Origin of the sequence: Rhizobium sp. BK512 (genome assembly GCF_014194915.1) — a bacterium.
In the GTDB taxonomy this organism is placed as follows: domain Bacteria; phylum Pseudomonadota; class Alphaproteobacteria; order Rhizobiales; family Rhizobiaceae; genus Rhizobium.
This window is the reverse complement of the sequence record NZ_JACIAS010000005.1, coordinates 156,943-181,184: the sequence shown is the minus strand read 5'-3', so window position 1 is coordinate 181,184 and position 24,242 is coordinate 156,943. Positions and strand designations below refer to the sequence as shown.

Here is a 24,242-nt window from a genome sequence, read left to right as displayed (position 1 = left end):
AACTGCCCAGCGACTATCGAAGTCATGTGAGAATGCGGAGCGTTTTGCCTAATCCGCAGGCTTGAATAAAATACAGGCAATTCAACTTTGTCAAGCGCGCGTCGGGCGAAATACGAGGGGCGACACCGTAAGATCACAACTGCAGGCCGAAGGCCTGACGATGAAGCTTTTGCGCCGTGCGAGACGCCAGCGGGAGTGCTTGCAAAAACATCAACTCAGACGATAGTGTCGATGACGTTTTTTATTGGGGCGGCATTGAATGAAAGCGCAAATAAAGGTCAATGCCGAAGATATCAATAGGAAGCTCAACCGGCTCGGACCGGGTGATGAGCTTTACCTGAAAAAAGGCCGTTACTCCGATCCGATAACGATAACAGGTAAACGAGGTTCCGAGGAACGTCCTATATGCATCACCGGTCCGGGAGCAACCCTGGGCTCTGATATGGACTTCGACGCCTACCAGGAAACTGCGAACAAACTGGCTGCCGCTCACCAGAAGGGCGGTTCGTTTCCCGGTATCTATTTCATGGCCGACAATGCGGCTTTGACATTGCGCGATTGCCAATGGGTTATCATCGACGAACTGGTTTTCAGGAACTGCTGGCCGACAGCAATATACCTCGACAATTGCCAGCACATTTTCATACGCCGCGTCGATTTCAGGGGAGGATGCATTGCGATCGGTGCGGCCGGCCCCTACACGCGTCACCTGCTCATCGAAAAATGCAGCTGGGTGCAGGATACGAAAAGCCACGGCGAAGACGACGTTCTGTCGATCAGGGGCAATGGTCACGTTCGTGCCGACTTGTCCCCCACAGACTGCAGGCTTTGGAGCGATATCCTCTGGAAGCAGGTGCATGGATCGGGCGACGAGGATGGTCCGGTTGATCCGAACGGCGATGCACGTGCCTATGACGGCGATTTCTTCCGCGCCTGGACCATTGCCGGATATGTCATCATCCGCGACAACATCATCACAGACGCATTCAACGGCGTTCATTTCTTCAATCAGGCATCGGAGTCTACCAAGGAGGCCTTCGCCCGGAATATTCTCATCGAAGATAATTGGTTCGTGCGGATAAAGGACAATGCCGTCGAGCCCGAGAATTTCGCATGGAACTGGACGATCCGTCGAAACCAGTTCGTCGATTGCTATATGCCGTTTTCCTTCGAAATGCAGCGCTCCGGCTATTTTTATGTCTATGGCAATCTTGGCTGGAACATTCACATTCCCGGACCCGAAGGCGACAAGCATGCCAAGGGCGTACTCTTCAAGTTTCCCGAAAAGCATATTGCGGATGGACCGCATTACGTCTTCAACAATACCTGGCTCCTTCGGGCGCCGATTGCCAAGAAGAAGAGATTTGCGAAGCTGGAGCATCGCAACAACCTCATTGGCTATGCGACTGACGCCGATAAATTCAAATGGGAGAGTTGTTCTCCATTCGGATCAGGCTGGAGCTTGGACTTCTGTCCCTTGAGCGAACAGGAAGATCTGCTCCGCTTTGAAGAGAATTGCTTTACCCGTTCCTGGAGGTCTCTTGGCATTGTCTTTGACGGCGACGTGATCTCGCACCGGGATTTTCCCGGCCGATTGCGGGAGGCGCATTATGATATCGGCGAAAATGCCAGGTATGCGGACGTTCAATTCCATAATCGGACCATTGGTCTGCCACCCGGATTGAGGATGACCAAGGCTCCGCCGGCAGTAGCTTTCCCGATCGAGTTGCCGGATAAATCGCGCCGTTTGTTTGCGCCATCCAACTATTGTGTCGGCGCCTGGCAAGAAACCGGCCGGATCGATGTCTTTGATCCGCTATTCGCACTCATATGGCCGACACTAGCGCAATATTCTGAGGAATGCCAATCCTAGGAAGGCAAGAGCGTAGCGGCGGAAATATCTGCCTTCGAAGCAGGGCGAACAAGATCGACGTCGATATCGCCAGTCCGCAGCCTGCTGGTCCGATAATCAACGCGTGCCACCAAGAGCTAAGTTCACGCAGAGGCTCGACCTCTATACGAAGAGTTCGTCCTTGCTCGCCATGAAAGTCTGGCCAGCGGCAAGGGTGACGGTGAATCTGCCGTCCGCAAAACGGATGACGGTCTGAATATCCCGTGCTGCCGAAATCGCAATCTTCACCGGCCTGCCATTCTCCCAGTCGAGGTCGAGAAGCATGCCGCCCCGCACGCGCAAACCGCGCACTGAGCCGCGTGGCCAGGCTTTGGGCAAGGCCGGGAGCAGGTGAATTTCGCCGGGGCGAGACTGCACCAGCATTTCCAGGATGCCGGTGGCCCCACCGAAATTGCCGTCGATCTGGAAGGGCGGATGGGCGTCGAATAGATTGGTATAGGTCCGCTCGGGGCCGATCAGCATTTTGACCACATCGAGCGCATGATCGCCGTCACGAAGCCGTGCCCAGAGATTGATGCGCCAGCCGATGCCCCAGCCCGTCGCGTCGTCACCGCGGATTTCCAGTGAGCGGCGGGCCGCCGCGGCAAGCGCGGGCGTCCTGTCCATGTCGATCTGCCAACTCGGATAGAGGCCGTAGAGATGCGAGACATGGCGGTGATGGATCTCCGGTACCTGCATATCCCAGTCTTCAAGCCATTCCTGCAACTGACCGGCAGCACCAATCCGGTCGGGCGGCAGGTGCGGCAACACGCGGTCGATCGTGGAGACCAGTGCGTCTTCGCCGCCGATGGAGACTGCGAGCGGGCGCAGCAGATTGAGGAAATCCCGGATGATCTGGCTATCCATGGCCGGCCCAGCACATAGGGAGGCGCCATGCGGATGGACGTTCTCCGGGGAGAGCGAAGGATTGGTCACCAGATAATCGGTGCCCGGAAGAGGAACCAGCACATCGAAGATAAACTCGGCAGCGGCCTTGGCAACAGGGAAAAGCCGCCGGCGTAAGCCTTCGGCGTCATCAAGATAATCGCTGAGGTCGAGCAGTTGCGCCATAAGCCAGGCGCCACCAGTCGGCCAGAGTCCCCATTTGGCACCATCGATCGGACCGGTCGCACGCCAGAGATCGGTATTGTGGTGCATGACCCAGCCGCGGGCGCGGTAGTGCACCTCAGCCATCTCGCTGCCGGTTTCGGCAAGCTCTTCCGCCATCTCGACAAGAGGCTCGATACATTCCGGCAGATTGGCAGGCGCCGGCAGCCAGTAATTCATCTGCAGATTGATGTTGGCAGTATATTTGCTGCCCCAGGGCGGGTCGGTCTCCTCGTTCCAGATGCCCTGCAGGTTTGCCGGCTGGGTGCCAGGGCGCGATGAGGCGATCACCAGGTAGCGGCCGAACTGCACATAAAGGGCAGCCAGTGCGGGATCATTGCCTTCGGCAAAGCCACTAATACGACGATCTGTCGGCTGAGAAGCTGCCGGTGTCGTGCCGAGATCGACAGTGAAGCTCCGAAACAGCCTTTGATGTTCGGTGATATGGTCACGGCGCATGCTCTCGATGCTACGGCGCGCGGCTTTCGTAAGGCGTCCGGTAATTATGCCATCCGCGTCGCCGGAGACGTCGTCATAACGGCGGAAACTCGTGGCTGCATCGAGCAGGATCAGCAGCTCGTCGGCGCCCTTGGCGGATAGTATGCCGCTCGAAGAGCTGACACTCCCTCCTATGTTGACCACCCTGATGCCGAAGGCGAAACGCAGGGCGGCGGGGATACCCCATTCCGCCTTGCCGGCGCCGGAGAAAGTCAGTTCCGGGCCGTTTTGCTCGACGAATTGTCCCCGTTGCGGACTGTCGATTGATATCCGGCATCTGATCGCTCCGGGCCGATCTGCCGAAAGGCGTACGACAAGCACACCGTCGACTGGGGAAACAAAGGCCTCGCGAAAGAAAGTGATGCCTTCGGAAATGTACGAAGTCGTGGCGATCGCCGTATCGAGATCGAGCGTGCGACGATAGCTGCCGACGGTCTGCGAATGGAGAAAATCGATATGGAGATCGCCGACCGGCTGGTACGACATCTGCTTGATCGGCCGCGCCATCAGATGTTCTTCGGCCATCGCTTCCGCTTCGGCGTAACGGCCTGCGAAGATCAGCTCCCGCACATCCTCCAAGTGGCCATAGGCATCGGCATTGACGGGCTGGTAAGGCCCGCCGGCCCAGAAGGTGGCTTCGTTGATCTGCAGTCGTTCGGAAACAGGGTCGCCGAAGACCATAGCACCAAGCCGACCATTGCCGAGCGGCAGCGCATCCGTCCAGAGCCGCGCAGGGGCATCGTACCAGAGAAGGTTGTCCGTCATGATCATTCTGCCGGGATGCTGTTTGCCGGTCTGATGTCGCGGATCCGCAGGCCGTCGACGCTGAAGAGCAGCGCCTTTCTCGCGGAAAAGCCGGCGCTGACCGTCTCGCCCGGGAGCAGCGTCCTTTCCGAGCGGTCCTCGATGATGACGGATTGGCCCGAGGTGAGAGTTCCGTAGATGAAGCGGGTTCCTCCGAGGTTTTCCACGACGTCGACTTTGACATCGATCGCGCCGCCTCCTTCGTCCTGTCCGGTGAAATGTTCCGGGCGGATGCCGACCTTGACCGGCATGTCCTTGCCCGGACCGACGATGGCTGCTCTGAAAGCAGTGCCGCAATCGAGCTTGATCACCCCGTCCGCGCCGAGCGTGCCATCGAGGAAATTCATCCGCGGCGAGCCGATGAAGCCGGCGACGAAGAAATTGTCGGGATCGGCATAAAGCGTATCCGGCGTGCCTGCCTGCTCGATCTTGCCGGCGCGCATGACGACGATCTTATCGGCGAGTGTCATCGCTTCGGTCTGGTCATGCGTGACATAGATCATCGTCGCGCCGATGCGCCGGTGCAGTTTGGCGATTTCTACGCGCATGGAGACTCGGAGTTCCGCATCGAGGTTCGACAAGGGTTCGTCGAACAGGAAGACTGCGGGGTTGCGAACGATCGCACGGCCGATCGCAACGCGCTGGCGCTGTCCGCCAGAGAGTTGAGCGGGCTTGCGTTTCAGGAGCGGCTCGATCTGCAAGGTCGAAGCGGCAGCCGCAACGCTCCGGTGGATATCGGCCTTGCCCATGCCGGCCATGCGCAGCGAGAAGCCGATATTCTGCTCCACCGTCATATGCGGATAAAGCGCATAATTCTGGAAAACCATGGCGACGCCGCGTTCGATGGGATCGGCCTCGTTCATGCGCCGTCCGCCGATCGTCAGGTCGCCGGCGGTGATCTTCTCCAGGCCGGCGATCATGCGCAGAAGCGTCGACTTTCCGCAGCCGGAGGGACCGACGAAGACCGTGAACGAACCGTCGTCGACGCTCAGATTGAGTCCCTCTATCGCCTGAAAGCTGCCATAGGATTTGTCGATATCGTGCAACTCTACACTGGCCAAAGCTTCCTCCCTTTAACCGCTTGGCGGGCAGAACGCGTCAGGTGATCCGTCGCGTCGAGCCTCGCAGGATGATGTCGCATTCGAGGACGACACTGCGCGTCGCCCCGCCTGACGGCTCCGTCAGCCGTTCCACGAGAATGTCGGTGATGGTTTCAGCAATGCTTGCCACCGGCTGGGCGACGGCCGTAATGCCGGCTTCGTAGAGCCGGAAGATTGCCACATCGTCGAAGCTGGCAAGCGAAACATCCTCGGGCACATGCCGGCCGTTCTCCTTCAGCCAGCTCAGCCCTCCGACTGCCATGCCATAATTGGCGGAAAAGATCGCGGTGGGCGGATTTTCAAGCGACATCAATCGCTTGGTCGCCTCATAACCGCCGTCCATGCGCCAGTTTCCACGCGCCGCGAGGGTAGGATCGATTGTTATGCCCCGGTCGCGCAACGCCTGTTCATAGCCCGCCAGCCGTTCAATACCCGAAGAATTGCGCGGATCGCCTGTCAAAATGCCGATGCGGCTATGGCCGAGATCGATGAGGTGGCTGACGATGCGATAGCTCGCGCGATGGTTCTCGACCATGACCCGGTCTGCTGCCAGCCCGCGAACGTCGTTGTTATAGAAGATGATCGGAATGTCGTGATGGATCAGGTCGTCGACGCGGTCATAAACTTCCGCGGTGCCGTCCATGACCAGCGCATCGACACGCTGCGCGGCGAAGAAATCGAGTGCCTCGGCGACCACGCGCGGATCGCCGCCATGGCAGTAAGTTAGCAGTGCCCGTCCGGTTGGACGAACCGAATGGGCGAGATGCTCGAGCATGCGGGAATGGAATTCGTCGAAGGTCGGCACCAGGAAGCCGATCATATGGGTGAGGTCAGTGCGGATCGAGGCGGCAGCAGCATTGCGCCGATAGCCGAGATCCTGGATCGCCCGCTCGATCTGTTCGCGGTTGGAGCGGCGGATCGTCTGGCCGTTGAGATAGCGGGACACGGTGCCGACTGCGACGTTTGCCACCCTGGCAACGTCGATGATCGTGGCTCCGCGCCTCTTTCCGGCCGTCTGGTCCGTCTGTTGCATTTCGAGCGGGCTCCTGCATTCATCCATGGGAAATGACGCCTGGCCAGGCGCCTTTCCGTCGTATAGCCCAGCGCTCCGCCGCCCACCAGTATTGCGGGCGGCAAGAGCAAAGTCCGACGGCTCCCTTACTTCAACCTGCATTATGCGCCTTCGAAGACCACGGCGCTGTGGATGCGCAGGCGCGGTACCGTGATGTTGATGGCGCCATCGTCACCCGCATTCCAGGCAAGATCCTCTCCTGTCATCGCATCGAAAACGCGCTTCGGTTTTGCCGGCAGGCGCACCGTGGCATTGACCGGGCCGATCGCCGGAATGTCCTCGATCATTTCCATGACCCGGGTCGAACCGTCATCGCCACGCACGTCCTTGCCGCGGATCTGCGGCGGACCGTAGAGGAGATGCAGGATATGGCGGTCGTGCTCGATCTGATGCGTCAGCGTCGCCCGTCCGGACGAGGGCAGATCGGTGACCATGGCCGGATCGGGAACAAGCCGGTCGAGAAGGCCGCGAACCAGGTATTTGTAGAGCGGTTGGCCCATCGCCCGGTAGAGCCGGAAGATCGGATAGGCAATATAGGCCGCGCCCTTGTGTTCGGTCACTGCCGCGCCCAGCATATCGGCATCCGGGTCATCGGGTGCGTGCTGATGTGAGCAGAAATGCTTGTAGGAGCGGTTGAAGTAGGACGGATAGACGCCGGCCAGCACCGTTGCGCCCACCGAACGGACGGCTTCGGCATCATCATAGAAAACGAAGGCCGTTTCCGGCATGGAGGGGTCGAGATCCTTTCCGGCTTTCACATAGCTAGGCTTGAAAGCGATGGGCGCGGCTCCTCTTTCGATACCGAAGTCGACAGCAAATTGTCCGTTTTCATCAAGGCCTGAATGCCAGGAAGCGATGATCTTGCCGCCGCCGGCGAGATAGGACTTGAGCCGGGCGGCGAGCGCGGCATCGACAGGGATTTCGTCCGGCAGGATCAGCAGGCGGTACTGCTCGAAACGGCCGGACCTGTCGAGTACGTCGAAAGGCCGTTTCAGCTCCTGCAGTACCTGGGCGGCGCCGTCATCGCTTGGATGGTTGCGCGCGCCTTTGGGGTTCATGTGTTCCGCCGAAAGGATCGCGATTTCGGAAATCTGCTTTGCGCCCTCCAGGAAGGGTTCGAGTTTTTCGACACGATGATAGGCCGGCGCAATCGAAGCGTAGGTATCGGGGTTGATCGCTCCGTTCGGATGAAGCTGGTCGCCGACCAGGCATTTGGAGCCGAGCGCGATCATTTGCGCACACTCATATTCCAGCGCGTCCGGGTGCTTGAAGCCGCCGAACTCTCCCCAGGATGTATGGAACTTGCCGGTATGAGCGAGGAAATCCATGCCGAGTGTGGCGGCATAACGGGCGCTCGAAGGGAAATGGTCGTAGCCCCAGCCTCCGGTCGGCAGGCTTTCGAGCTCGAGATGGGAGTAGGTCGAAAAGCGCTCCGGACCCTGCTTGTGGATGTGACCGCAATTGTAGAAGACACGCAAGCCCGGGAATTCGGCAAACAGCGCTTCACTCGTCTCGCGGCGGAACTGCTCGTTGACGGCTTCGTCGTTCTTCAGGCGGTCGGCCGGGTTTTCAGGGTCGAGACCTTCGCACAGCATGCGTTCGACGCAGGCTGGGCAGACGCAGTCCGGCGTCAGGATGATATCGAAGAAGAGGCCCTGCGTCGGATAGTTCTGCGCGACCTCGCGTGCCTGTTCGAGGATATAGTGCCTGAGGCCCGCATGATTGAGGCAGAGCGTGTGCCAGGCGGGGCTGAGTTGCTTGCCGGCGGAAGGGTCGGCCGGCCGGTCGTGATGATAGCGGTTCGAGGCGCTCATCGCCCGCCATTCGGGATGTTCGCGCGCCGTCAGCTCATCCCATTGTACCGAGATATAGATCGGGCTTTCGATATCAGCCGCGGCAAGTGCCTTCACCATGTCGCCGAGAAGGTCTGGGCGGGCAAGCTGCGGATGCGGCTTGCCGACCTTGGTCGGATAATAGGACCAGCCGTGATGGCACTTGGCAAAAATGGTGATGGAATCCACATGGGCTGCCTTCAGCGTCGAGACGAAGGCATCCGGATCGAAGTCGGCGCCGATGCCCGGAATATGTTCCGACGTATGGAAGTCGAGATGGATCTGGCGGTAACGCAGCGGCTTGTTCGTTGTCTTGGGCATGGGTCCTATTCCTTTGCGCCGGTGCGGGTTTGCGAGCCGGCGGCGAACTGACGTTGGAAAACGAGGAAGACGAGCAGGGGGACGATGGTGGTGAGGATGGCGGCCACCGATCTCAGGTCCCAGTTGATCTCGTAGCTGCCGGAAATGCGAGCAAGCAGCACGGGAAGGGGCACATCACTGCGCAGGAAGAGCATGGGCAGCAGGAGCGCATTCCATGTCCAGAGGAACTGCAGGATGCCGACGGCAAAGATCGGCGACAGGCTGTTCGGCAGCACCACATGGCGGAAGGTTGCGAGTGGCCCGCAGCCGTCGATCTTGGCGGCCTCCACGAGTTCGCGCGGAAAATCCTCGAAGAAGTTTTTGACGAGGAAGATAGACCAGGCGAAGGACAGCCCGACGTAGGGAATGAGCACAGATAGAATGTTGTCGATCAGCCCCATGTCGCGCCAGAGCGTGAAGAGCGGAATGATGACGACCTGTTGCGGCAGCACGAATGCATTGATGATGATGATCAGGAGCACCCGGCGGAAGGGGAATGTCAGGAAGTGGAAGGCATAGGCGGCGGCCGGTGTGAGCAGCATGGTGAGTGCCGTCGCAATACCCGCCGTCTTCATCGTCACCCACATGGAATCTGCGAGCGGGTATTTGTCCCAGACGCGGTGCCAGGCATCGAGCGTAAGATCGAAATGATCGAAGCGCCACCAACCGAGCGATACGCCTTCCGGTGGACGCAATGAGGTGACGACGATGCCGATGATCGGGATCACCCAGATGAAGGCGACGATGCCGACGACGACGATAATCCAGCGAGGAGCTTTGCCGATCATTTCGCACCTGCCGTTCGCTGGATGATGGCGGGGATCGAGACGATCAGGACTGCAAGCAGCAGGATGACGGTAGCGGCGGCACCATAGCCCAGTTTGAATTGGGTCATGGATTCCCGATACATGAAATAGCCGACGGTTTCGGTCGAACGCACCGGCCCCCCACCGGTCAGGATATAGATGATGTCGAAGGCACGCAGGGCCGTCAGAAGGTTGATGAAGACAGCGACGCGCACGCCTGGCATCGACAGCGGCATCATGATGTGCCGCATGGTCGAGAGCGGCCTGGCACCATCCATGTAGGCAGCTTCGAGCACAGATTTGGGGATCGCCTGTATGGCAGCGAAGATCAGCATCAGGGGCAGACCGACACCGCTCCAGGAGGCTGCAACGATCAGCGCCCAGAGGGCGGTGTTGGCGTCGCCGAGCCAGGCATGGGCAAAATCGGGAAAGCCCAGAAGCTGGATCAATGAATTGAGCAGGCCGCCGGCATCCGGCCTGTAGATGCCGATCCACATATAGCCTGATACTGCTTCCGAAATGCCGAAGGCCGCAAAGATCATCACGCGGAAGGGCAGGGTTTGCTGCGGCGCGAAGGCACACAGCATCGCCAGAACCCAGCCGATCGCCACCGAGATCACGGTCGTGCCGATGGTGAAGATCAAGGTCGTCAGCAGCGTGTTGCGGAAAGCCGCGTCGGCGAAGAGCCGCGCATAATTGCCGAAGCCGATAAAGGCAGGCTTTCTGAGCCCCTGGATATCCCAGAAGCTCAGCCGGATCGTCTCGACCAACGGATAGATCACGGCGATCGCAAACAACACGATAACCGGCGCAATCAGGATCAGTGCGGCGGGCGTGTCCCTAAGCAGACGCCGACGGCCTTTGATGCCAGCCGCCAGCGGAGAACCCTGCATCACGCCCGCCGCTTCCCGCACCGGGGAAGCGGAGGTGTCAGCCATCAGTAGGAACCTTGGGCCTTGGTTTCGATAGCCGCAAGAACCGTATCGATATTGGCGCTCGACGGATCCTGCAGGAACTTTTGCAACTGCACGCGATACTCGTCGACGAGATCGCCGGGCAGCAGGTCGCCGAGCACGAATTGCAGCTTCGAGCTTGCGACGGCCTGCGTCGCCACTTTCTGTGCTTCACCATAGAGCGACGCATCGACATTGCTGCTTGGCGAGGCATAACCGGCCTTGGCGAGAATGTTGGCGGCCTCGGCACTCGTCCAGAAATCGAGGAAGGCATCTGCCGCCTTCGGATTAGGGCCATTCGTCGTCACCAACAGCTCCTTGGCGTCGACGCTCGATGTATCGTCATGGCCCATGCCGAGAGACGGGAACTGGAACAGACCGTAATCCTTGCCCTCGACCAGCTTGTAGTCGTTCTTGGCGCGATTGTTCATCCACATGCCGATCAGCAGATAGTTCTTGGCATTGGCCTGGAAGACCTGGTCGGCCTCACCGTCCCAGTCGTTGGCAAGCATGGTGTTCGGCGCCCCGCAGCAGCCGGACGTCAGCATCTCGGCGTATTTTGTCAGCGCGGTCTTCACAGCTGGATCGGTCCACGGGATTTCATGGGCGCCAAGCTTCGCCGCCGTCTCCACACCTGCGGTTCTGAGCAACAGGGTTTCAAACCATTCGGCATGCGCCCAGTATTTGCCGGGGATCGCGATCGGGGCGGCATAGCCCGCCTTTGTAAGCTTCGCGAAGGAGGCGACAAATTCGTCCCAGGTCTTAGGCGGTTCGGCAATACCGGCCTTGGCGAGATGCTCCTTCTTGTACCAGATGCCGGAGCGGTCACCGAAGGTGTAGGTCAGGCCGTAGGTCTTGTCGCCGATGGATCCGAGATCCTTCCACGACTGGCTGACGAGCTTGTCCCAACCGAAGGATTTCCACTGATCGTCGATCGGCCGGAGCATGCCGGCATCGGCAAGTTCCTTGCGAAAGGCCGGCCACGTGTTGAAGAGCACATCGACGACCTCGCCGCCCATCAGCGCGGTGCGGATGCCGCCGCGCATGTCACCCTGGCCAGTGATGGCGACTTCGCGGATCGTGACATTGGGATATTTCGCCAGAAAGGCCTTCTGGATCGAATGCATCATGTCGAGTTCTGAGCCGCCGAGCCAGTTCAGAACGACGAGTTCGCCGCTAACTGTATCCTGAGCTCTCGTTGCGCCTGCCATGGCCAGCAGGGCGGTGCTGCCCGCTCCTGCGAGCAACGTGCGGCGACGGATTTCGGGCATAAATCTATTGCTGTTGGTCATGTCACGTCCTCCCAAACGTTGACTGCTGCCATCCGGCATTCAATTTAGTTGAAACGTTATCATCTATTTTGCATCCAACAAGTGTTTTTATCGATAAACAAACGACAATTTACTTAGGTCATTGCGAATAAATGATAAAATTGACCTTGTATGATGATTTAGAGCCGGGTTTCCCAGGCTGCGCGAGTGCAAAAGGGACATGGCAATGGAAGCCGCCTTTGTAACTTGCGATGGCGTTGCTCGAACTGGCGTCAGCATGGCGCACGATCTCGTGAACAACCATGTTCGCGGTCGGTACATTCCGCTTTCCGTCGTTGACGCTGGCAGATGGTAGCGTTACCATCGGAATAAACAGCGCCAAGAAAAGCTTTATTGCAATGGAGGAGACCTATGGGAGAGCAGGTGGAGGAGAAAAATCTTCACGGGCGCGTACAATCGATCGACCGTGCCATGATGCTGCTCGAAGCGATGGGTATGGACGAGCATGGCAACCGTCTGGTCGATCTCGCCAGCCGCACGGGTCTGGCGCCGTCGACGGTCCATCGCATTCTGACAACGCTGGAGCAGTGGCAATTCATCCAGTACAATCCCAACGATCGCATGTGGCATATTGGCCGGCAGGCTTTTGCCATCGGTTCCGTGTTCACCCGTCAGAGCAATCTTGTTGCGACCGCGCTCCCCTATCTCAGGCGCTTGCGCGATCAGACGCGCGAAACCAGCAATCTCGGCTTCGTTCAGGACGGTGAGATGGTTTGCGTCGATCGGGTTGAGAGCCGCGATATCACCCGCAGCGTCAGCCGGGTCGGCAGCAGGGTGCCGATGACGGCCTCAGCCATGGGCAAGGCGATCCTGGCGACATATTCGCAGGAGGATCTGGAGGCGATCCTGTCGCGCGAGGGAAGCCGACGCTTCACGGCCAATACGCTCACGCGACAATCGGCTCTTTGCGCCGATCTCGAAAGAATCCGGGCGGACGGTTATGCGGTCGATGACGAGGAGCTGGTTTCCGGCCTGCGCTGTGTGGCAGCTGCCGTCTATGACCATCGCGGCGAGGCGATCTGCGCCATATCGTTGTCGAGCCTCGCGTCGCGGATAACGCCGCAGCGGATTCCAGTGCTCGGGCGCCTGCTCGCTGAGACTTCGGCGCAGTTGACCGCGGCTCTCAGCGGGGAGATGCCGCCTGTCAACGCCATTGCGAGCTGACGCGAAACACTCTGCTCGAAATGAACCGCCGGCTGTTTCGAGCCGGCGGCTTTCTTTGTGGCTCAGGACCAGTCGACGACGATCACCTCGTGGTCGAGGATCCTGCCGACATCGATGGCGATTTCGCTGCCCTCGTCGGCGATCTTCACAGTCTTTCCCGCAACCCTGAGATTTGCGTCGGAGGCAGTCTTGCCGCGCGGTTTGCGCAGACGCAGGGTCACCGGACCAATCGGTACGAGCTCGTTCTGGCGACCCGGCACGCGGGAGACCAGAACGCGGTTGTTGAGGTGAACGATCTGCCGTCTATCCTGCTGATAGAGCACGGCCGTAACAAGATCATGCGTGCCTTCCAGCCTCAGGAGCGATCGGTCGGCAAGCATCCAGCGCGCGGCATTGGTAATCAGCCGCGCGTGCTCGAACTGGTCGTCACGTGCATAACAACGGTCGAGATCGGCGACGAACCAGACGAATTTTCCGTTGCCGTGTTCGCGAACGGTGATGGCAGGCACATCCGAATAAGGCTGCCGCATCCAGGAGGTTTCCGGCGGATAGATCGGAAAGTCCGGGATGAAAGTTGCCAGCACCTTGACGTCATCATCGACACTGACGATGGGCAGGTAGCCGCCGAAGGGAAGGGTGTCGGTTTCGTCAAGACCAGCAAGCACCGGATGCCGGCTTCCGTCAGCTTTCGGCGCGGTCTTGTCCGATGGTCCGTGGACACCGGCGCGCAGTTCAGGCAAGAGGCGCAGATAAGTGTGACGCGCGCTGGTCTCGATGTCGGGATTGGCGGCCTCGAAGTCACCATGCGCGCCGTTCTTGCGATGGACGCCGAAAAGCTTTGCAAGGGCAAAGTCCTTTCGGCGGTCGCCATGCTCGCTGTAGAGGCTCGCTTCTGACGAGGCGATCACAGAACCGCCTTGGGCGGCGAAAGCTTCAATGGCAGCAACCTGCTTGTCCGTCATGGCGGCGAGGTTCGGAAGGACAAGTACGCCGAAGCGCCCCGCAGCCTTGCCTATATCGTCGGCATTGACGGGCAGATAGGTAATCCCAGCCCGATCGAGCGCCCGTGTCGTGCCCCGATAGGGGTTCATGGTGCGGTCGTTTGCCTTGTCGCGGCCGTGATAGTCGTGGTTGTGCTGCGACCAGACGACGCCGACATCGGCCTGCGGCTGGCGATTGATCAGAATATCCTGGTTCGCCTCGTGCCATTTGAAGATTGGCTCTGCCGTCCTGTATTGACGGCGATCCTCATGTGACGAGCCGATATGATGCCACCAGGGCTGGATGCCACCGGCAAAGCCGGAGGAGGACCACAGGCGCACTTCGGCGGGCGGCATGCTGGCGAGGCGGAAAGCCGGCGAGCCGAGCTGGTATTGCGGCGTACTCTCGGGGATGAGCTTGTCCCAACCACCAACTTCATGCAACCGCTTGCCAGTTTCGGTATTGTCCTCGAAACCGTCGACGAGATTTCTGCGCTGATGGTCGAGCATGACGATCGGGCTGCGGGCAAGGATTTCCTTGAGATCGATGAAGCGATTGCCGTTGTTGAGGATATCGCCGCTGATCATGCCCATCCAGCAGCAGTCCTTGCCGCCGACTGCGGTGGTGACCTTGTTGTTGAATTCCCAGAGGTCAGTGCGTCGCTTGTAGTTCCACTGGATCCAGCGGCGATAGTTTTCGTCAGCCCAGTCATGGCGGCCGGGCAGGTCCACGGCCGACCATGCGAAGAACTGCTCGGTGCAATGCCGGCAATAGCAGATGTTCTTGCGCGGTATGCCAGCCCAACTGTTGTCGGCGAAACCGTCTGGCATGGTGCGTTCGATGATCTCGCGCATGATGTCAGGCAGATATTCGCTGTAATAGGGCGAGTTGATGCAGGTCACGTATTTGTCAGCCTGACGGTAGGGCTTGCCGTCGATATCGAGGCAGATCCAGTCCGGATGGGCACGATAGAAGTCTTCCGCGACGCGGTTTGAATCCATGCGCGCGATCACCTTCAGACCCTCCTCGCGTGCGGCCTTGACGATCTCGCCGTAGAGGTCGCGCTCTCCGAGCGTTACCGCCTTGTGATGCAGTGGAAATTTCGTCGGGTAATAGCTGACAATGCCGCCGGCATTGATGATAACGCCTTGAACGCGCGTCTTGCGCCAGTGCTCCCGCCACCAGGTGTCGTCGTAGCGCTCGGGGTCGATTTCAACCAGATTGGTCTGTCCCCATCGCAGCGCCGTGCGGTACCAAGGTTCCGATCCCATGACTATTTCCACCCTTGTTTCAGTTGTTTGCCCCGCAAAACTAACTGAAAGCATTGTTTAGTCGCCGACTATTCCCGGAAATTCCACGATGTGGAAAATCCCGGCAAAGCGCTCGATGGTCATCCGGAATGTTGGCGCTTTATCCTAATAGCGGAAGTACGATCTACCGTGTCGGCAAAGGCTAGAGCGGTAATGCCAAGGGTAGGGACGGCCGTGCCCTATGCGTCCTTGCTAGATTCCGTCGAGCGTGAGCGATCAGGCTTTCGTTTGCCACCAGACGAGTGCAAACGATGCAAAGGCAAAGGTGGTTGCGAGAAGGGTCTGATGGTCCATGACACTGTCCTTGTTGAAGCCGCACCATAATGCGGAGGCGGCGAAGAGGTTCCGCATGATCCGCGCGCCGCGACCACGCAGTAGGCACCTACATCTCTCGCGAAATTCGTGTGACGGCAGCGATGCCGGAGCGGATTGAAGACAATGGATCCGCTCAAGCTATGGCGATCTGAACTTCGCTGACGACCGGCTGGCGCCCAAAAGCTTGCGGTAAAATTCAAGGCAGATGCCGATCATCGCGATTTCGTGATCGCGGCCCTGGCAATAAGAGCATGCGTCGCCGTTGTCGACGCACGTTGGAGCACCATCTGGCTCATCCGGATAGCATCAACACCGGAGGGACGACGATGACAGACAGGGAAGACCGTATCAGGCAGCGCGCCTATGAAATCTGGGAACAGGAAGGCCGTCCGCAGGGCGAGGATATGAGACACTGGCTTCAGGCGTTTCAGGAGATCAGCGCGAGCGTAGACGCAGACAGCCAGCCGGCCAGGAAGCCACGCGCGAAGAAGGCCACGGCCACCGACAAGACGGCAAAGCCAAAGGTCGCAAGCAAATCCAAAGGCGGCGCCCAGAGCGTTCCGACGACAACACCGCCGCCGAAAGCTGCCAAGCCCGCCGGTGGTGTCACCAAACACTGACGGGGTTTTGGGTCGCGTTGGCATGGAGCCGATAGACGTAAGCTCCTAATCGAGAAGGGCGCCTTGATCGGCGCCCTGCAATCGTCTGTCGCTTTCTTATGGCCACCGCACCCCGGGGCGGCCCGACGTTTCCCGCCGTGCCGTGCTGCTGTGGTTCCGCCTATCGATGTTACTTTGTCGGTACATCAAACCGACAATCGGAGGACATTCCATCCGGCGACCGCCGTCCCCACCGGTGAAGCCTGCTCACCCCCGACGTGACTGGGTTTGGAGGCTGGGCCTTCGGACCGCACCCCACCCGCCTGATACGCCGGTCAGCCGCGCTGCTGGACGTGCAGCATGCGCTCGCGCGTTGCGAACCATTCCTCGGCGTAATCGTCGTTCCTGTACTCGTCGAAATAGGGGCCACCATCTGTGAAATGCACGATCTTCGCGTCATCGCGCTTGTCATATTCGTTGACGAGATAGTTCCAGGTGACGGGCAGCTCGCCGATCAGATCGTCGCCGTCGAGCCACTTGAACTGGTGCAACTGCAGCCCGGTTGCGGTGTTGACATAATCAGGTGTCAGCGCCTTGCATTTTGCGTTGTTGAAGAGGATGAGGCTCGACCAGTTCTTCTTTTCGTACTTCGTCTGCACCTGGCCGAGAAACTTCGTTTCGACCTTCGGCTGGTAATCGTGCTTCACGCACATGACGGAATAGCGCTCATCGCGCAGCGCCCAGAGCTCGGCAATATCCGTGCGCGCAAGCATGTCGCAATCCATGAACAGGCTCCATCCCTCATACTGGCTGAGATAGGGCGTCAGGAAGCGCGAGAAGGAGAACTCGGTCGACTGCAGTGCGTTGCGCTCACGCGTGAATATGTTTGCGACATTGTGCAGGTAGATCGGCGTGATCCTCACGGGTACGCTCGATTTTTCCAGAATGCTTTGCGACAGCACGTGATGGGCAACGACTTCCTTTGAATCGAAACCAACATAGATGTTGACGATATCGGTCATATCAATTTCTCCTTGGCACAAATCAGTGATTGCATTCAGGAAGCTTGCTTCTTCTGGCGGTCAAGCGCGCGCTGCTTGCGGGTCTTTGGCCGCGCCTTGCGGAACGCCTGATCGAGAGCCCGCTGCCATTTGGTGAGTGACATCAGGCCGTCGATGAGGGTCAGCGCATGATCAAGCCGCGTGGAGAATGCATCGTTGACCGCGCCCTGGATCTCCTCGAATTTCGCATCAGGAAAATGCCGCGCCAGAAGATCGAAGCGGGACGGCCTAGCGTGTTCAGCGCTGGTGATGAGGCCCCTTTGCGCCAGAAGCCTGAAATAGATCCGTTCGAATGTCCAGTCATGAACGTCGAAGACTTTCCAGCGCGCACTCCTTTTCCCGGAAAATCCCGCGAGCACGATCTTCGGCGTCAGCTGAAGCTCTCGCATCCACGCAACCAGCGCAAAGCCGCTCGTCGGGATTTTATCCGGCGGATAGTGGCCCGACATCAGCGTCTCGAGATTACCGTACATGACCGTCGCACCGTTGAATGCGGCAACGGGACTGAAGCGCTCTTCGGGTGCGGTGCGGATATTCAGAATGCCGAGGAACTTTTCCGAGGTGAAGAATTTCAGGACATCATCCACCTCCCGCCGATGGACGATATTGGCGCCCATCATGCCGCTGCGCGCCACAAGAATGGCATGTCCGGGGAAACTGCTGTCGAGGACCTTGTAGACCTTGTTGAAGAAGACGAACAAAGTATCGCCGGGAAACTCCGTCCTCATCGACTGCGGATCGAGCGCCTCGCTGTTCGCGACCAGAACGATGTGCGAATAGCGATTGAAGAATGCGCGCCAGGCATCGGCGCTCTGCGTTTGAAAAACGTGGCTTCCTGAATTTTCGGGTCCGGGATTCCTGTCGACCATTGGGACGCCCTCACTCGCGCCAAAGTATGTCTTCAGTTGTTGGGAGCGGTTCATCGCGCTGGCGCGCTTGCCGAACGCAAGAAGATAGTCGGCCGCCTTTCGGGAAGGACTGCGACGGCTGACAAATCCCGACCACGGTGTTTTCGAAAGCATGTTCGAATAGATCTCGGCATAGGCCGACTGCCCCGTCTGCACCGAAGGGTGCCACGGCTTGCGACGTCCGGTGAAATGCAGCAGCGCAGGATTGCGGATATAGGGCATGGTCCCGGTCTGGGTATTCCATCGGTTGTCGAGCCGCTGCCACGTCCCATGAAAGGCAATATTGAGAATATCCTGGTCGTTGGAGGCGAAGGATCGTCCCGATCTCAGCAGCGAACGCGCCGTCTCGAAAAAGTCGCCGGCCCGGATGGCGGCGCAATCCATGAGAAAGACCCCGGCATTGAAGTATCCCGCTCCCCGGTCGAGGCCGAGCTCCCGCTCTCGCTGTCCGATCTTGTCGGGGAAGGCAACGACGTAGTCATCAACGGCACCGATCGCCTTGCCGTTGAGATCGACATCGAAGAGTGGATCGATATTGCCGACGGCCAATATATCCGCATCGAGGTAAAGAACCCGCTCCAGGTTCTCGTCCATCAGCTTGTCGAGATAGAGGCGCGCAAGCGTCGACTTGTGCCAGCGGCCTGCCGTCTCGGGCGTATCGGTGGGAAAAGTGAAGTCGACGACGTCGATATTGATTCCGTTGGCCATGTTGAAGGTTGCAACGCCAGCCTTTTGGTCCTCGGGCAAATCGATGCCGACGATCACCAGTTTGATATCGTTCTTTTGACTGTTGCGTACGACTGACAAGAGTGTGCAGCATGCGGCCGGAAGCATCCGCGCATCCGTGAACACGTATATGGCCTTGCTATGTATGCCAACCGACATCCCGCCCCCTGGGAAATGCAATATTGAGCGACGACAGAATCCTGAATGAGCTCGTTACTAAATGAAGATTCAGGAAAATCCTACCGCACTCAACCGCGCAGACGGTGAAACATCGTGGACAAGCGAGTTTTGTCAATGCCATCAGGGGTTTTTACTTTTCGGCAGTCGCCGCAGTGTCAACGACGAACCGACGCGGTAAGGAACCTCCTGCCCATGGCGTTCAGCAAACCTCGCCGGCCGGATTCGGCTGCCAGATCGAAAAGCGACGCCGGCTTTTGTGCAGACGTCGGGGACACCCCGGAAAGCTCGCGGCCCGCCTAGGGCGATCCATCGGCTAAGGTGTTCTCAGGCGGTTTGTTTTGCGCCACTCTTCGTATTCTCCGCGGGCATCGTCATGCAGCGGATAGTAACGCTGCAACGACCCGCCCTCCATGAGCTTCAGCCGAGAGAACTCTTCCCAGTCGTGATGCTTTTGCGACTCTTCGATTACTTTCGAGGCCATGGCAACTGGAAGAACCACCACCCCATCATCGTCGGCGACGATGATGTCGCCTGGGATGACCGTGACACCGCCGCAGGCAATCGGAACATTGACGGCGTTCGGATAGATGCTGGTCTGCACGTGATAGTTGGGCGTCCACCCGCGCAGCCAAAGGGCGAGATCGAGCTTTTCGACATTGGGCCGATCGCGCATGCAGCCGTCGATGACAATGCCGGCGCCGCCTCTGCCTTTGAAATAGGTCGACATCATATCGCCGAAGACGCCAGAGCTCATGTCGCCGCGCGCGTCGACCACGACCACATCGCCCTCCTGCGCGTGATAGAGCACGTGCCGGTGCAACTGCGTCTCGGGATCGGCATATTCTCCCTCGTTGAAAAGGTCCGGCCGTTGCGGCAGGAACTGAAGAGTGAGCGCCGGGCCGACGATCGATTTCCCGCGGCTCTGCGATACGGGACCAACCATGTGCGGATTGCGGAAGCCCATGTGGCCGAGCGTACCGGCAATGGTCGCGGCGCCGATCTCCTTCAGCGCGTCGATCAGCTCTTTGGGCGGTCGCGTAATATCGGGCGTATGGGTCATTTTAGGCTCCGGTGGATGAAACTACCAATTGGTGACAGAACCGTCGCGGCGCTTGAGGTGAGGTGCTTCCCAGAAACGAAAGCTCTCCGCCTTGATTGCCTCTTCGTTGACCTCGACGCCGAGTCCCGGCAGGTCGCTTACCGGATAGTCGGGGCCGTCGAGCCGTGGTTGCACGGGGAAGAAGTCGGAATTGTCGAAGCCGAGCTTTGCTTCGGGCGCTCTGGTCTCGAGCCAGGCGAAATTCGGCACCGCGGCAGCGAGATGGATCGTCGCTGCCGTGCAGACTGGGCCGAGGGGATTGTGCGGCATCAGGTCCACATAGTGCGCCTCGCTCCAGCCGGCGACCTTCATCGCTTCGGTGAGCCCGCCAACGTTGCAGACGTCGAGCCGGTTGAACTGATGGATGCCACGCTCGATATAGGGCAGGAACTGCCACTTGCTGGCAAACTCTTCTCCGATGGCGAAGGGGATATCGGTCATCCTGCGCAGGGATTCGTAGGCTTCGGGTGTTTCGTCTCGTATCGGCTCCTCGAGGAAGTCAAGGACGCCACGATCGAGCTTGTTGCAGAAGCTCGCCGCCTCTGCCACCGACAGCCGATGATGATAGTCGATGCCAAGAACGACGTCGTCGCTTAGCGCCTCGCGCGCCTTGTTCAGCATCCGTGCGGTAGGCCCGATCGACTCGCGCGGCTCAAAGATGTCCTTGCTGCTTTGCCCGATGGGGAAAAAGCGGATCGCCTGCCACCCCTGGGCATGGAGTTCACGGGCTCGTTCGATGGCAACATCGCCCTCGGCCTCGTCGCCGGTGGAGGCAAAGGTCGGAATGCGGTCGCGCTGCTTGCCGCCAAGCAGTTCATAGGCAGGCACGCCCAGCGCCTTGCCCTTGATGTCGTGGAGGGCAATATCGATGGCGGAAATCGCTGCCTGCAGAACGCGGCCGCCTTCGAAATATTGGCTGCGATAGGCTTCCTGCCAGATCCGTCCGATCTGCATCGGGTCGCGGCCGATAAGGAACTCGCGATAGTGCTCGATCGCGCCGGTTACGGCCTTCTCGCGACCGCTCAAGCCACTCTCGCCCCAGCCGAAGATGCCGTTGTCGGTCTCCACCTTGACCAGCATCTGGTTGCGCGTTCCTACCCATACTGGATAGGGCTTGATCGCCGTGATTTTAAGTTTCGCAGTCATAAACGCCCTCGTTCACGCGTATCCGCGTGGTCTCAGTTGGCCTTGAGAGCCATTTCCGTTTCGCCGTCGAACAGATGCATCCGCTCCTGATCGAACTCGAGCCAGATCTTTTCGTCGGGCGCGACGGCAATGGTCGGCGGGACGCTGACATTGACGATGGCGCCGGAGAGAAACGCTTGTACGAAAGTCACGTCTCCGGTCGGCTCCACTGTGTAGGCCTTGGCAGGGACGGTCCCAGGCATCGCACTCTTGTGCAGCTTGATCGTCGAGTGACGTGCGCCGAGCACGACTTTCCTGCTGGTTGCCCTTGCGACCTTCTGAGCGTTTTTTTGCGAAAGCTCGAGGCGCCAGCCCTCTGCGCTGGTCAACACGGTCTCGCCGCCTGCCGTTGACGCCTCCAGTGGGACAAGGCTCATCGCCGGGCTGCCGACGAAGCTGGCGACGAACATGTTCACCGGATGGGCAAAAACCTGCGCCGGAGTATCGTATTGCTGCAGGTAGCCGCCGTTCATCACCGCCATCCTGTCGGCCATGGTCACGGCTTCGAGCTGGTCGTGCGTCACATAGATGATCGTCGCCTTGAGGTCCTGGTGAAAACGCTTGATCTCCGAACGCATCTGCACGCGCAGCTTTGCGTCGAGGTTGGAAAGTGGTTCATCCATCAGGAATACCGCCGGATCGCGAACAAGGGCGCGGCCCAGCGCCACACGCTGCTGTTGCCCGCCCGAAAGTTCGCGTGGCTTGCGCTCCAGCAGCTGCGTCATGTCGAGCACGCGCGCTGCTTCCCTGACCTTCTTGTCGATCTCGTCCCTTGGCAATTTGCGCATCTGCAGCGGGAACGCCAGATTTTTGTAGACCGATTTCTGCGGATAGAGCGCGTAGTTCTGGAACACCATTGCGATGTCTCGATCCTTGGGATCGAGGTCGTTGACCACCTGGTCGCCGATGACGATGTCACCGGATGTGACCGGGATGAGCCCCGCCACAAGATTGAGCGTGGTTGTCTTGCCGCAGCCTGAAGGGCCGACGAGCGCAACGAATTCGCCGTCATTGACCGTCAGCGAAACATCGTTGACAGCTTTGAAGGCGCCATAGGTCTTGACCAGATCTTTGAGGACCACGTGGGCCACCGGCAACTCCTTAGTGCTTGACTGCGCCTTCTGTGAGGGCGCGTACGAAGTAGCGTTGAAGAACGAGGAACAGGACCACGACGGGCACGCTCATCATGAAGCTTGCCGCCATGAGACCCGGAAAGTCCGTCGTGTTTTCCGAGAAGAAGCGCTGGATGCCGACTGGCAGCGTCAATTGCTCGTTCTTGGAGAGGAAGGTGTAGGCGTAGATGTACTCGTTCCACGCACCGATGAAGGAATAGATCGCCGTGGCGATGATGCCCGGCGCCGAGAGCGGCATCACGATCAGGAGAAAGGCCTGGAATCGCGTTGCTCCATCGATGCGTGCGGCCTGCTCGAGCTGCACCGGGATGTTGTCGTAGAAACCCTTGAGGAGCCAGATTGCCAGCGGCAGGCCGAATGTGAGGTAGGTGAGGACGAGCGACCCATGGGTGTTAATCAGCCCGATCGCGCGCATCAGGATAAAGAGCGGCACGAGAAAGATTACTGCCGGGAACATGTTGCGCAGCAGGACGGCGAAGAACAGAAAGTTTCGGCCAGGAAAGGTGAAGCGCGAAAACGCATAGGCCGCAGGAACTGCCACGATCACCGAAAGTATGGTCGTGGCGGTGGAGACGAGAAGGCTGTTCCAGAAGAAGCGCAGGAAGTCCTGGCCGACGCTGTTTTGTGGATCGAGCAGCTTCTGGTAGCTGGCAAGCGTGGGTTGGTCCGGCCACAATTGCGGCGGAAACTGCATAGCCGCGAAGCCGGACTTGATCGAGGTGCTCAGCATCCAGATCATCGGCAATGCGGTGTAAAGCAGCATGAACACGAGAAAGATGCGTCCGCCCCACCGCCATCCATCGATGCGGGTACGGCGGCGCGCCTGGCCTCGATGAGCAGTCCCGGCAATCGCGCTCATTCGCTCGCGTCCTTCCGTTCGTTACCGCTCAGCGCACGGACGTAGAAGTAGCCGAGCGACATCAGGATCAGGAACAGCAGCACCGAATAGGCCGATGCCACGCCCCAGCGCTGGCGGCCGAAGGCGAGCTCATAAATGTGGGTGATCCAGATATGCGATGCATTCGACGGCCCACCGCCGGTCATGATCCAGGGGATGATGAAAGAATTGAAGTTGGCCACGGCCAGGAGAAGGATCGTCACGGTCGAGACGTTTCTCAAGTGCGGAAAGGTGACGTGCCAGAACCGCTGCCATGCATTGGCGCCGTCGACTTTTGCGGCGCGCAGCAACTGGTCGGGAACTGTCTGCAGGCCGGCCATCATCATGATCATGGCGAACGGAAACTCCCGCCAGATATTGACGACGATCAGCGAGGGCAGCACCGTCGTGACGCTGTCGATGAAATTCGGCGGCCGGTCTGCCAAGCCGAGGCCGACCAGCACCGCACCGATGATCCCGAAGTCCGAATGGTAGATCCACTTCCAGATATAGGACGCAGCGACCGCGCTGATGACCCAGGGAATGATCAGGATGGCGCGCAGGATGCCCCGGCCAAGAAAGTCGCGATGAAGCGCGAGCGCGCAAGCAAACCCAAGGACGAATGAGATGAACGTGGATCCGAGCGTCCAGATAAGCGTGTTCGAGGTGACCGTCCAGAACACCGGACTTGTGAGGATAGCGGTGTAATTGTCGAGGCCGACGAAAATCTTGTCCCGGAGCTGCAGGCCAGGCGGTGTGTTAAAGAACGACAACTCGATCGTGTAGTAGATCGGATAGGCAATGACGATGAGCATCACGGCGATCGCGGGAAGCACGTACGCATAATCGGCGCGGTGTTCCCAAATCTTTCGCAGCAAGCCCGACCTGTCGGATTGCAGTCTTCGGCGAGTCTCGGCCTTCGAAGTCAAGATCGTCACTGTGCGCTGCCC

General features: G+C 59.2%; 20 protein-coding genes and 1 pseudogene. 3 read left to right on the top strand and 18 right to left on the bottom strand.

Features of this window, described 5'->3' with window-relative positions; translation table 11 throughout:
- Positions 1–241: 241 nt before the first annotated feature.
- Entirely contained in the window at positions 242–1,381 is a 1,140-nt protein-coding gene (locus FHX06_RS35635) for a hypothetical protein (protein WP_246715591.1), read from the bottom strand.
- Between the two features lie 96 nt (positions 1,382–1,477).
- Between FHX06_RS35635 and FHX06_RS35630 the strand changes: the two genes are divergently transcribed.
- Positions 1,478–1,873 carry a hypothetical protein gene (locus FHX06_RS35630; protein ID WP_246715590.1) on the top strand — a complete coding sequence of 132 codons (396 nt, stop codon included), beginning with the start codon at positions 1,478–1,480 and terminating at the stop codon, positions 1,871–1,873.
- A 141-nt stretch (positions 1,874–2,014) separates the two neighbouring features.
- Here FHX06_RS35630 and FHX06_RS18835 read toward each other — a convergent pair whose 3' ends face one another.
- The 7 genes from FHX06_RS18835 to FHX06_RS18805 form a co-directional block, all read right to left on the bottom strand.
- A complete protein-coding gene (locus tag FHX06_RS18835; protein WP_183880439.1) occupies positions 2,015–4,261 on the bottom strand; it encodes a glycosyl hydrolase family 95 catalytic domain-containing protein in 2,247 nt (748 codons plus the stop codon).
- A gap of 2 nt (positions 4,262–4,263) precedes the next feature.
- On the bottom strand, positions 4,264–5,361 hold the full coding sequence (locus FHX06_RS18830) for an ABC transporter ATP-binding protein (protein WP_183880437.1): 1,098 nt from the start codon (positions 5,359–5,361) through the stop codon (positions 4,264–4,266).
- Positions 5,362–5,398: 37 nt separating this feature from the next.
- The gene (locus FHX06_RS18825; RefSeq protein WP_112972448.1) at positions 5,399–6,433 is read right to left on the bottom strand and encodes a LacI family DNA-binding transcriptional regulator; all 1,035 of its coding nucleotides are present in this window, start codon (positions 6,431–6,433) and stop codon (positions 5,399–5,401) included.
- A 140-nt stretch (positions 6,434–6,573) separates the two neighbouring features.
- Positions 6,574–8,625 (bottom strand): alpha-L-fucosidase, encoded by a 2,052-nt coding sequence (locus FHX06_RS18820; protein ID WP_112542406.1) that lies wholly within the window; start codon positions 8,623–8,625, stop codon positions 6,574–6,576.
- Between the two features lie 5 nt (positions 8,626–8,630).
- Positions 8,631–9,452 (bottom strand): carbohydrate ABC transporter permease, encoded by an 822-nt coding sequence (locus FHX06_RS18815; RefSeq protein ID WP_112972315.1) that lies wholly within the window; start codon positions 9,450–9,452, stop codon positions 8,631–8,633.
- Positions 9,449–10,408: a carbohydrate ABC transporter permease gene (locus FHX06_RS18810; RefSeq protein ID WP_183880435.1), complete on the bottom strand. Its 960-nt coding sequence runs from the start codon at positions 10,406–10,408 to the stop codon at positions 9,449–9,451. The genes FHX06_RS18815 and FHX06_RS18810 overlap by 4 nt, the downstream gene beginning before the upstream one ends.
- On the bottom strand, positions 10,408–11,715 hold the full coding sequence (locus FHX06_RS18805) for an ABC transporter substrate-binding protein (protein ID WP_183880433.1): 1,308 nt from the start codon (positions 11,713–11,715) through the stop codon (positions 10,408–10,410). Before FHX06_RS18805 ends, FHX06_RS18810 begins: the two co-directional genes overlap by 1 nt.
- 390 nt (positions 11,716–12,105) lie before the next feature.
- On the opposite strand from FHX06_RS18805, the gene FHX06_RS18800 reads away from it, so the two are divergent.
- Positions 12,106–12,918, top strand: coding sequence for an IclR family transcriptional regulator (locus FHX06_RS18800; RefSeq protein WP_113206708.1), 813 nt, complete (start codon positions 12,106–12,108; stop codon positions 12,916–12,918).
- A gap of 62 nt (positions 12,919–12,980) precedes the next feature.
- Here FHX06_RS18800 and FHX06_RS18795 read toward each other — a convergent pair whose 3' ends face one another.
- Together FHX06_RS18795 and FHX06_RS36060 are read right to left on the bottom strand one after the other, a co-directional pair.
- Positions 12,981–15,170 (bottom strand): alpha-amylase family protein, encoded by a 2,190-nt coding sequence (locus FHX06_RS18795; RefSeq protein WP_210300572.1) that lies wholly within the window; start codon positions 15,168–15,170, stop codon positions 12,981–12,983.
- A 255-nt stretch (positions 15,171–15,425) separates the two neighbouring features.
- Positions 15,426–15,560: a hypothetical protein gene (locus tag FHX06_RS36060; protein WP_281413409.1), complete on the bottom strand. Its 135-nt coding sequence runs from the start codon at positions 15,558–15,560 to the stop codon at positions 15,426–15,428.
- A 290-nt stretch (positions 15,561–15,850) separates the two neighbouring features.
- Here FHX06_RS36060 and FHX06_RS18790 point away from each other — a divergent pair, with 290 nt between their 5' ends.
- Positions 15,851–16,144, top strand: a complete 294-nt coding sequence (locus tag FHX06_RS18790; RefSeq protein WP_112542400.1) for a DUF2934 domain-containing protein — start codon at positions 15,851–15,853, stop codon at positions 16,142–16,144.
- Between the two features lie 314 nt (positions 16,145–16,458).
- Here the strand turns inward: FHX06_RS18790 and FHX06_RS18785 are convergent, their stop codons facing one another.
- From FHX06_RS18785 to FHX06_RS18755, 8 genes and pseudogenes are all read right to left on the bottom strand, one after another.
- Complete coding sequence (locus tag FHX06_RS18785; protein ID WP_112542399.1) at positions 16,459–17,145, bottom strand: glycosyltransferase; 687 nt, start codon at positions 17,143–17,145, stop codon at positions 16,459–16,461.
- A 35-nt stretch (positions 17,146–17,180) separates the two neighbouring features.
- Entirely contained in the window at positions 17,181–18,053 is an 873-nt protein-coding gene (locus tag FHX06_RS36305; RefSeq protein ID WP_409564428.1) for a 3-deoxy-manno-octulosonate cytidylyltransferase, read from the bottom strand.
- Positions 18,054–18,266: 213 nt separating this feature from the next.
- Positions 18,267–18,926: pseudogene (locus tag FHX06_RS36300) on the bottom strand (glycosyltransferase family 8 protein); the annotation flags it as partial.
- 385 nt (positions 18,927–19,311) lie between these two features.
- On the bottom strand, positions 19,312–20,058 hold the full coding sequence (locus FHX06_RS18775) for a ribonuclease activity regulator RraA (protein WP_183880428.1): 747 nt from the start codon (positions 20,056–20,058) through the stop codon (positions 19,312–19,314).
- Positions 20,059–20,079: 21 nt separating this feature from the next.
- The gene (locus FHX06_RS18770; RefSeq protein ID WP_183880426.1) at positions 20,080–21,243 is read right to left on the bottom strand and encodes a mandelate racemase/muconate lactonizing enzyme family protein; all 1,164 of its coding nucleotides are present in this window, start codon (positions 21,241–21,243) and stop codon (positions 20,080–20,082) included.
- A 32-nt stretch (positions 21,244–21,275) separates the two neighbouring features.
- Complete coding sequence (locus FHX06_RS18765) at positions 21,276–22,373, bottom strand: ABC transporter ATP-binding protein (protein WP_183880424.1); 1,098 nt, start codon at positions 22,371–22,373, stop codon at positions 21,276–21,278.
- A gap of 10 nt (positions 22,374–22,383) precedes the next feature.
- The gene (locus FHX06_RS18760; RefSeq protein WP_113116382.1) at positions 22,384–23,274 is read right to left on the bottom strand and encodes a carbohydrate ABC transporter permease; all 891 of its coding nucleotides are present in this window, start codon (positions 23,272–23,274) and stop codon (positions 22,384–22,386) included.
- A complete protein-coding gene (locus tag FHX06_RS18755) occupies positions 23,271–24,230 on the bottom strand; it encodes a carbohydrate ABC transporter permease (RefSeq protein ID WP_112542392.1) in 960 nt (319 codons plus the stop codon). The genes FHX06_RS18760 and FHX06_RS18755 overlap by 4 nt, the downstream gene beginning before the upstream one ends.
- Positions 24,231–24,242: the final 12 nt, after the last annotated feature.

What these genes read in the sequence shown, in the direction of transcription:
- FHX06_RS18825 (WP_112972448.1), bottom strand. Translation starts at nt 6,433, where the DNA reads ATGCAACAGACGGACCAGACGGCCGGAAAGAGGCGCGGAGCCACGATC.
- FHX06_RS18805 (WP_183880433.1), bottom strand. Translation starts at nt 11,715, where the DNA reads ATGACCAACAGCAATAGATTTATGCCCGAAATCCGTCGCCGCACGTTG.
- FHX06_RS18800 (WP_113206708.1), top strand. Translation starts at nt 12,106, where the DNA reads ATGGGAGAGCAGGTGGAGGAGAAAAATCTTCACGGGCGCGTACAATCG.
- FHX06_RS18760 (WP_113116382.1), bottom strand. Translation starts at nt 23,274, where the DNA reads ATGAGCGCGATTGCCGGGACTGCTCATCGAGGCCAGGCGCGCCGCCGT.
- FHX06_RS36060 (WP_281413409.1), bottom strand. Translation starts at nt 15,560, where the DNA reads ATGCGGAACCTCTTCGCCGCCTCCGCATTATGGTGCGGCTTCAACAAG.
- FHX06_RS18795 (WP_210300572.1), bottom strand. Translation starts at nt 15,170, where the DNA reads ATGGGATCGGAACCTTGGTACCGCACGGCGCTGCGATGGGGACAGACC.
- FHX06_RS35635 (WP_246715591.1), bottom strand. Translation starts at nt 1,381, where the DNA reads ATGCTCCAGCTTCGCAAATCTCTTCTTCTTGGCAATCGGCGCCCGAAG.
- FHX06_RS18810 (WP_183880435.1), bottom strand. Translation starts at nt 10,408, where the DNA reads ATGGCTGACACCTCCGCTTCCCCGGTGCGGGAAGCGGCGGGCGTGATG.
- FHX06_RS18775 (WP_183880428.1), bottom strand. Translation starts at nt 20,058, where the DNA reads ATGACCCATACGCCCGATATTACGCGACCGCCCAAAGAGCTGATCGAC.
- FHX06_RS18770 (WP_183880426.1), bottom strand. Translation starts at nt 21,243, where the DNA reads ATGACTGCGAAACTTAAAATCACGGCGATCAAGCCCTATCCAGTATGG.
- FHX06_RS18820 (WP_112542406.1), bottom strand. Translation starts at nt 8,625, where the DNA reads ATGCCCAAGACAACGAACAAGCCGCTGCGTTACCGCCAGATCCATCTC.
- FHX06_RS36305 (WP_409564428.1), bottom strand. Translation starts at nt 18,053, where the DNA reads ATGGTCGACAGGAATCCCGGACCCGAAAATTCAGGAAGCCACGTTTTT.
- FHX06_RS18785 (WP_112542399.1), bottom strand. Translation starts at nt 17,145, where the DNA reads ATGACCGATATCGTCAACATCTATGTTGGTTTCGATTCAAAGGAAGTC.
- FHX06_RS18835 (WP_183880439.1), bottom strand. Translation starts at nt 4,261, where the DNA reads ATGACGGACAACCTTCTCTGGTACGATGCCCCTGCGCGGCTCTGGACG.
- FHX06_RS18790 (WP_112542400.1), top strand. Translation starts at nt 15,851, where the DNA reads ATGACAGACAGGGAAGACCGTATCAGGCAGCGCGCCTATGAAATCTGG.
- FHX06_RS18815 (WP_112972315.1), bottom strand. Translation starts at nt 9,452, where the DNA reads ATGATCGGCAAAGCTCCTCGCTGGATTATCGTCGTCGTCGGCATCGTC.